Annotated in this window: 4 protein-coding genes; 3 read left to right on the forward strand and 1 reads right to left on the reverse strand. The window is 66.7% G+C overall.

Going from position 1 to position 2,531, the window contains the following annotated elements; genetic code table 11:
* Window positions 1-207: LysR family transcriptional regulator (locus VN047_RS06355; protein WP_325541188.1), on the reverse strand; the 207-nt coding region annotated here is incomplete at its 3' end.
* 137 nt (window positions 208-344) lie between these two features.
* On the opposite strand from VN047_RS06355, the gene VN047_RS06360 reads away from it, so the two are divergent.
* The 3 genes from VN047_RS06360 to wrbA all read left to right on the forward strand — a co-directional run bounded on the left by VN047_RS06360 (window position 345) and on the right by wrbA (window position 2,414).
* Window positions 345-1,052, forward strand: coding sequence for a pirin family protein (locus VN047_RS06360; protein WP_325541190.1), 708 nt, complete (start codon window positions 345-347; stop codon window positions 1,050-1,052).
* Window positions 1,053-1,131: 79 nt separating this feature from the next.
* Window positions 1,132-1,728: an FMN-dependent NADH-azoreductase gene (locus VN047_RS06365; RefSeq protein ID WP_325541192.1), complete on the forward strand. Its 597-nt coding sequence runs from the start codon at window positions 1,132-1,134 to the stop codon at window positions 1,726-1,728.
* 83 nt (window positions 1,729-1,811) lie between these two features.
* Window positions 1,812-2,414 (forward strand): NAD(P)H:quinone oxidoreductase, encoded by a 603-nt coding sequence (wrbA, locus tag VN047_RS06370; RefSeq protein WP_325541194.1) that lies wholly within the window; start codon window positions 1,812-1,814, stop codon window positions 2,412-2,414.
* The last annotated feature ends 117 nt before the right edge of the window (window positions 2,415-2,531 follow it).

The raw sequence follows: 2,531 nt of genomic DNA on the forward strand, positions 1-2,531 counted from the left end.
GTCGAGCAGCCCGGCGCCGGCGGTCGACACGGTGACGACGCGCGAGCTGCGGTGCAGCAAGGTGATGCCGAGCGATGCCTCGAGCCGCGTCACCGCCTTCGACACGCTCGCCTTCGACAGGCCGAGCGCCGCCGCCGCTGCGGTAAAGCTGCCACCGTCAGCGACGGCGACGAAACAGGCCCAGCCTTCATAGTCGGGAAGCGCCACGCAATAGCTCCTGAATGGAAACGATGGTTTTCCATCTACGCTATTTCAGAAACGATCCAAGAGCCTATTTTGTCCTCAACAGATGAAGGCCGCCGGGCAGCGAAGCGCCGGGGCGGCGATAAGGAAAGGACAAGGCCATGATCGACATCCGCAAATTCGACACGCTGGGCCACGCCAACCACGGCTGGCTCGACGCCCGTCACCATTTCTCTTTCGCGAATTATCACGATCCGAAGCGTATGGGCTGGGGCGCACTGCGCGTCTGGAACGACGATGCCATCGCGGCGCAGTCGGGTTTCCCCCCGCATCCGCACCGCGACATGGAAATCATCACCTATGTCCGCACCGGCGCGATCAGCCACCGCGACTCCATGGGCAACGCCGGCCGCACCGCCGCGGGCGATGTTCAGGTGATGAGCGCCGGCACCGGCGTGACGCACAGCGAGTTCAACCTCGAGGATGAGGAAACGACGCTGTTCCAGATCTGGATCATGCCCGACCGTGACGGCGGCAATCCCGGCTGGGGCGCCCGCCAGTTTCCGCAGGCCGACCGTTCGGGCCAGTTCGTGACGCTGGCGAGCGGCATCGAGGGTGACGTTGAAAGCTCCGGGGCACTGCCGATCCGCGCCAACGCCCGTGTCGCTGCCGCAACGGTGAATGCCGGGACAAGCGTATCGTACGACCTCGAAGCCGGACGCCACGCCTATCTGGTCGCCGCCAAGGGCCGCATCCGCGTCAACGGCGAGGACGCCGATCCCCGCGACGGCATCGCGCTCCGCGATGTCGGCACAATCAGGGTCGAAGCCATCGACGACGCCGAACTGGTGCTGGTCGACAGCCTCTGACCAGCCCCCGGGCCGCCGCCCTCCCCCTCCCCCGGCGGCGGCCCACCCCCTTTTCTCCCGTGCATTCAAGGAACCCGACATGAGCAATATTCTTCGCATCGACGCCAGCGCCCGCCAATCGGGCTCGACCACCCGCCTCCTCGCCGACCAGCTCGAAAGCCGCCTCGTCGAGCAGGGCTATGGAGCCGCCGTCATCCGCCGCGACCTCAACGTCACGCCGCCCGCCTATCTCACCGAAAGCTGGGTCGGCGCCAATTTCACCGACGAAGCCGCACGCAGCGACGAGCAGAAGGCGCTGCTTGCCGGATCGGAAGAGCTGATCGCGGAACTGGAAGCCGCCGATACGATCATCATCACCGCACCGATCTATAATTTCGCCATCCCCGCGTCGCTGAAGGCGTGGATCGATCAGGTGACCCGCGCACGCCGCACCTTCCGCTATGGCGAAGCCGGTGCCGAAGGCCTGCTGAAAGGCAAGCGCGCCTATGTCGTCTTCGCCTCGGGCGGGGTCCCGCTCGGCAGCCAGGTTGACTTTGCCAGCGGCTATCTGCGCCATATCCTCGGCTTCATCGGCATCACCGACGTCCATTTCATCGCCGCCGATGGCCACCAGATGGACGGCGAGGCGATCGCCCGTGCGACCACGGCGATCGACGGGCTGAAACAGGCCGCCTGACCCCCTCGGGCCGCCGCCCTCCCTCCCCCTCCCCGGCGGCGGCCCACCCCCTTCCCGATTTCCCTCAACGAAAGGACGCAACGATGGCCAAGGTTCTGGTGCTCTATTATTCGAGTTACGGTCATATCGAGCAGATGGCTGACGCCGTCGCCGAAGGCGCGCGCGCCGCAGGCGCCGAGGTTGACATCCGCCGCGTCGCCGAAACCGCTCCCGCTGCGGTCGTGCAGGCCGCGGGCTTCAAGACCGATACCGCGCATCCGCTGCTGAGCGACCCCAACGAACTCGCAAATTATGATGCGATCGTCGTCGGCACGCCCACCCGCTTCGGCCGCATGTCGAGCCAGATGGCGAGCTTCTGGGACACCGCCGGCGGCGTCTGGGCACAGGGCAGGCTGAACGGCAAGGTCGGCGCCGCCTTTACCTCGACCGCATCGCAGCACGGCGGGCAGGAAACCACGCTCTTCTCGGTCCTCACCAACCTGTTGCATTTCGGCATGACGATCATCGGGCTCGACTATGGCTATGCCGGTCAGATGGGCGTCGACGAGGTCAAGGGCGGCGCGCCCTATGGCGCGACGACGGTCGCTGACGGCGACGGATCGCGCCAACCCGGCGAAGCGGACCTCGGCGGTGCGCGTTATCTTGGCGAACGCGTCGCGAACACCGCCGCGAAGCTCGCGGCCTGAACCGATGCGCCGTCTCCCGAGCCTTTTCCTTTCGCACGGCTCGCCGATGATGGCGCTTGAGCCCAGCCCGGCGCGGACCTTCCTCGCCGGGCTGGGCGACCAGCTGACGCGCCCGCG

Origin of the sequence: Sphingopyxis sp. (assembly GCF_035565275.1) — a bacterium.
In the GTDB taxonomy this organism is placed as follows: domain Bacteria; phylum Pseudomonadota; class Alphaproteobacteria; order Sphingomonadales; family Sphingomonadaceae; genus Sphingopyxis.